The following is a 5395-nucleotide window of genomic DNA, read 5'->3' as shown; positions in this document are numbered from 1 at the left end:
GTGATCGTGTCGTCGCCGCCGGTCGCGCCGGCGATGCTCTTGAGGCTCGTCAGGACGCCGTCCGTGAAGAGGGCCTTGCCGTTGTCGCCGAGGATGACGTGGTTGCCCGCGCCCGCCGTGATCGTGTCCGAGCCGAAGCCGCCGACGATGATGTTGTCGCCGTCGATGGCCGAGATCAGGTCGCTCCCGCCGACGCCCGTATGGGTCGAGACGACGCGACTGACGACGTGGTTGCCCTCGAGCGCGATCTGCGCGGTGGCCGAGCCGTCCTGATGGATCTGGCCGTGATCGCCCAGGATGATGTTCGAGCCGCCCTTGGCGTCGATCGTGTCGGTGCCGGCCGCCCGGGCCTCGCCGACGAACGGATCGGCGATCGTGACGAGGCGCTTCACGTCGTCGAGGTTGAAGCTCGAATCGCCGACGATGATGTCGGCCGCCGGACCGCCCGTGATCGTGTCGTTGCCGGTGCCGCCCGCGATGATGTTGCGGCCCGTTCCGCCGATCAGCATGTCGTTGCCGGCGCCGCCGTCGATGATGACGAGGCCGGTGGCGCCCGAGGCGTTGATCCAATCGTTCAGGCTGACGGGTTTTCCATCCCGATCGGTCGCGCCCTCGTCGAGGAAGCCGAAGGCGCGGCCGGTCGGGTTCGTCGGGCTCGAATCATAGCGGCTGCGGTCGGCGCTGGTGTCGCCGAACAGGGCCAGCGTGCCCTGCGAGCCGGTCACCGTGATGGTGTCGGCCCCGCCGCCGCCGTGGATCGCCGTGAGCGTCGCGAGCGACGTGCCCGTCACCGTGACGCTGTCGGCGCCGGAGCCGAGCAGCAGCTCGACCGAGCGCATGTCGCGGTAGGTCACGCCGCCCTCGAAGGTGCGGGCGGGGTTGCTGCCGCTGGCGGCCGCGGTGATGTCGTTCCGCGACATCCCGAACCCCTCGATGTGGTCGGCGCTCACCGTGCCCGAGACGCCCACGAGCGTCGTGTCGTTGTAGAGCGTGACCTTGTCGAAATCCGGCAGGCCGTCGTCGACGATCTCGCGCTTCACGACCGGGTTCGTCTCGCCCGGCAGCACGATCGCCGGGGTGAGCGAGCGGCTCTCGGGGCCGACGCCGCCCTCGAGGACCAGCGGGCCCTCGATGCGGCTGAGATCGTGCGGCTGGCGCGAGAAGGTCTTGACGTCGGAGGTCGTCTGCGACGCGGAGGGGTTCCGCTTCACGGTGATGCGGATGGGCTGGTCGTAATTCGTGGCGTCGAAGGTGACGGTGGCCGGGTTCGAGCCGCTCGCCGCCGTGAAGCGCGGATCGCTGCTCGACGTGAGGGTCTGGCCGTCGCCGACGAGGCTGACGGTGACGGGCTTCGTCGGCGCCGTCGTCAGGACCATGTCGTAGAAGGAATCCTGGGACGGGGTCACGGCGACGCCGCCCGCGGCAGGCGTCACGACGACGCCCGCGGTGTTCCCGTCGGTCACCTGCACGCGCACGGTCGGCGTGCCGACCAGGGCGGCCTCGAAGAAGCCCTCCGGCCCGTTGGCGCCCCCGACGTGGCTCGTCACCACGTGGGTGATGTCGGCCACGAAGCGGTTCTCGGCCTTGGTGTCGGCGGGCGAGGAGACCTGCACGGTCTGCGCCTGGTTCCAGTTGGCCGCCGTGAAGGTGAGGTAGGCCCGGCCGTCCGCGTCCTTGGGCAGGGCGATGCCGTTGGCGTCGGCGAAGGCGATCTCGGTGCTCGACACGTTGAGCGTGACGCGCACCTCCTCGGTGGGCAGCGGCTGGTTGTTGAGGACGACGGTGTAGCTGTCCTTCTGCTGCGGCTTGTCGCCTTCGAGCACGGCGGTGCCGCCGTCGCTCTCGGTGATGATGAGGCCCGGCTTGTCGTCGTCGATCACCGTGACGAGGGCATTGCGCAGGAAGGTGCCGTTGACCTCGCTGTTGGTGCTGATCACCGAGTGGCCGATCGCCACGCGCTGGTCGCCCTCGAGGGCCGTATCGGACTTGGCGCGGACGTAGACCGTCCGCTCGGCGCTCCAGACGTAGCCGCTGCCGCTCTGAACCGCCGTGAAGGTCAGGGTCAGCATGTCGGACCACGTGGCGCCGTCGGCCGAGATCTCGACCGTGCCGGCATTGCCGGCGAGCGCCCGCGACTGCGAGGAGGCCTGCGCGGCCGAGACCGTGATCACGGCCTTGTCGCCGGCCCGCAACGCCGTCGATTTCGGCGTGGGCGGCACGACCTGATAGGTGCCGACCCGGCTGCCGGGCGCGTTCGCCGCCGTGACCGCGCTGTCCTCGCGCAGCGTCAGGCCGGGGCCGTCGCTGACGGCGCCCGCATCCGCGGCCGAGACCGAGGCGTTGATGCCCTGGACGAACAGGCCGTCGAAGCGCGCATCCTCGCTCTTCACCGTGTGGTTGATGACGGCCGAGTTGCCCTTGGCGTCGCGCGCGACCACCTCGCCGCTCACGTCGCCGGCCACGTTGAACGTGTCGCTGCCGAGGCCGCCGATGAGCGTGGTGACCACGCCCGCGGGCGTCGAGAGCACGTAGAAGGTGTCGTCGCCCTCCAGGCCGTCGACCTCGATCGCCTGGACGTTCGCGAAGCGGATCGACAGGCCCGCCCCGTAGATGCCGTCACTGGTGACGACGAAGGTGTTGGCGAACTCGGTGCCGAGGGCGACGATCTTGTTGAACCCGGAGCCGCCGTCGATGTCGAGCGGCGCGTTGATGTTGTACTCGATCCTGTCGTCGCCGGAGCCGGCGTTGAGCTTGATCTTGTTCTCCTTGGCGACCGCGAAGGCGCGCACGATGAAGGTGTCGTCGCCGTCCTCGCCCTCGAGGCGCAGGTCCGCCTTGTTCGAGTAGATCTGGAAGGTGTCGTTGCCGACGCCGCCGTAGATCACGGTCGGGATCGAGATGCCCGGCGACAGGTAGCCTCCGAAGGAGAGCTGTGTGGTCGCGAAGGCATCCTCGGCGAGCAGCCCGTTCGCGATGTCGCGGGGCGTGCCGAAGACCTGGCCCACCTGGAAGTAATCGTCGCCGGCGCCGCCGTCGATCGTCATCAGCGCGGCGTTGTCGTCCATCGTGAAGCGGTCGTTGCCGGCGCCGCCCTCGACGATGACGCGCCCGTTGACGCTCATGTCGTAGTTGATCCGCTCGACGGCGGTGTTCGTGTAGGTGCCGTCGGCTTCCGGGTGGACGAGGGCCACGAAGTTGCGGCGCATCAGGAACTGGTCGTTCCCGGTCGTGCCGAGGATCGTCAGGGTGTCGACGCCGCGGTCCGGATCGCCCGTGTCGTGCACGTTGATGCGGTAGAGCGAGGCGCCGTTCACCTGGACGCTGATCGTGTCGGTGTCCTGGCCGCCGTCGATGTCAAGCGTGTCCGTACGGCCCGCATGGGCGCTGGTCAGCGAGGGCAGGCGGTCGACGACGATCGTGTCGGCGCCGTCCTCGCCGAAGACGGACGTGTTCCCGGCGATCGAGACGAGGGCCATGTCGAGGCGGTCGTCGCCCGCGCCGAGACGGATCTCGGTCGTGGCCGATTGCATCCGTCCGCGCAGGGCGAAGCGGTCGCGCCCGCCGAGGCTCGTCAGCGCGAGGGTGGTCCCGGCGATGGTGGTGCCGAGGAGCGTCAGGGCGTTGTCGCCCGCGCCGAGGCTCAGGCTGAGCCTGTCGCCGGTGCTGCTGAGGGTCGCGGTCCGGAGAACGGCGCCGCCGCTCTCCACGGCGTCGGTCACGCTGTCGTTGCCGGTGCCGTTGGTGAGGCTGAAGGCACCGCTCGCGACGTGGCTGCCGGCGAGCGCGACACGGTTCGCGCCGTCGCCGAGATTGATCGCGATCGAGCCCGCCGTGACGTCGGCGGAATCCGTCACGGCGGATCCCACGATGCGCGCGTCGGTGAGCACGTCGGCCCCCGCGCCCGCGGTCAGGCTGTAGGCGTTCGTGACGCGGTACCGGCCGGCCAGCGTCGCGCGGTTGGCGCCCTCGCCGAGCCCGATCGTCACCGAATCCGCCTGGACGTCGGCCCGCGAGGCGACAACGCCGACCACGCGCAAGTCGGTGAGCGCATCGTCGCCCGCCGTGCCGGTGATCGTGAAGCCGTTCGTGATCCGGTAGGTGCCGGTCAGCGTCAGGTCGTTGTTGCCCGCGCCCGCCGTGATCTCCATCGAGCCGGCCTTGTAGCTGCCCTGCAGGTCGATGACGTCGCGGGCGGCGCCCGCGCGAATGGCGAGCAGGCCGGCGACGTCGTAGCTGCCGGACAGGGTGATCGTGTTCGCGCCCTCGCCCGCGTCGAGGAGGAACGAGCCGGCCTTGATGCCGCCCGCAAGCGTGATCGCGTCGTCGCCGCTGCCCGTCTTGAGGGTCATGGCGCGCGAGACGTCGTATCTGCCCGTGAGATTCGGGGCGTTCACGCCGTCGCCGAGGTCGATCGTCAGGTCCGCGGCCGTAACGTCGGCGCGGCTCGTGATGCCCGCCACATTCCGCGAGTCGGTCAGGATGTCCGCGCCCGAGCCGCTCGTGATCGTGAAGCCGTTCGTGATCCGGTAGGTGCCGGTCAGCGTCAGGTCGTTGTTGCCCGCGCCCGCCGTGATCTCCATCGAGCCGGCCTTGTAGCTGCCCTGCAGGTCGATGACGTCGCGGGCGGCGCCCGCGCGAATGGCGAGCAGGCCGGCGACGTCGTAGCTGCCGGACAGGGTGATCGTGTTCGCGCCCTCGCCCGCGTCGAGGAGGAACGAGCCGGCCTTGATGCCGCCCGCAAGCGTGATCGCGTCGTCGCCGCTGCCCGTCTTGAGGGTCATGGCGCGCGAGACGTCGTATCTGCCCGTGAGATTCGGGGCGTTCACGCCGTCGCCGAGGTCGATCGTCAGGTCCGCGGCCGTAACGTCGGCGCGGCTCGTGATGCCCGCCACATTCCGCGAGTCGGTCAGGATGTCCGCGCCCGAGCCGCTCGTGATCGTGAAGCCGTTCGTGATCCGGTAGGTGCCGGTCAGCGTCAGGTCGTTGTTGCCCGCGCCCGCCGTGATCTCCATCGAGCCGGCCTTGTAGCTGCCCTGCAGGTCGATGACGTCGCGGGCGGCGCCCGCGCGAATGGCGAGCAGGCCGGCGACGTCGTAGCTGCCGGACAGGGTGATCGTGTTCGCGCCCTCGCCCGCGTCGAGGAGGAACGAGCCGGCCTTGATGCCGCCCGCAAGCGTGATCGCGTCGTCGCCGCTGCCCGTCTTGAGGGTCATGGCGCGCGAGACGTCGTATCTGCCCGTGAGATTCGGGGCGTTCACGCCGTCGCCGAGGTCGATCGTCAGGTCCGCGGCCGTAACGTCGGCGCGGCTCGTGATGCCCGCCACATTCCGCGAGTCGGTCAGGATGTCCGCGCCCGAGCCGCTCGTGATCGTGAAGCCGTTCGTGATCCGGTAGG

The 5395-nt window shown here is 69.9% G+C and carries 1 pseudogene; it reads right to left on the bottom strand.

Features of this window, described 5'->3' with window-relative positions:
• Positions 1-5395: pseudogene (locus E1J50_RS27640) on the bottom strand (LEPR-XLL domain-containing protein); the annotation flags it as partial.

It is taken from the genome of Methylobacterium segetis (assembly GCF_004348265.1).
Lineage (GTDB): Bacteria > Pseudomonadota > Alphaproteobacteria > Rhizobiales > Beijerinckiaceae > Methylobacterium > Methylobacterium segetis.
The sequence above is the reverse complement of the archived record's forward strand: the minus strand, read 5'-3'. Positions and strand labels throughout refer to the sequence as shown.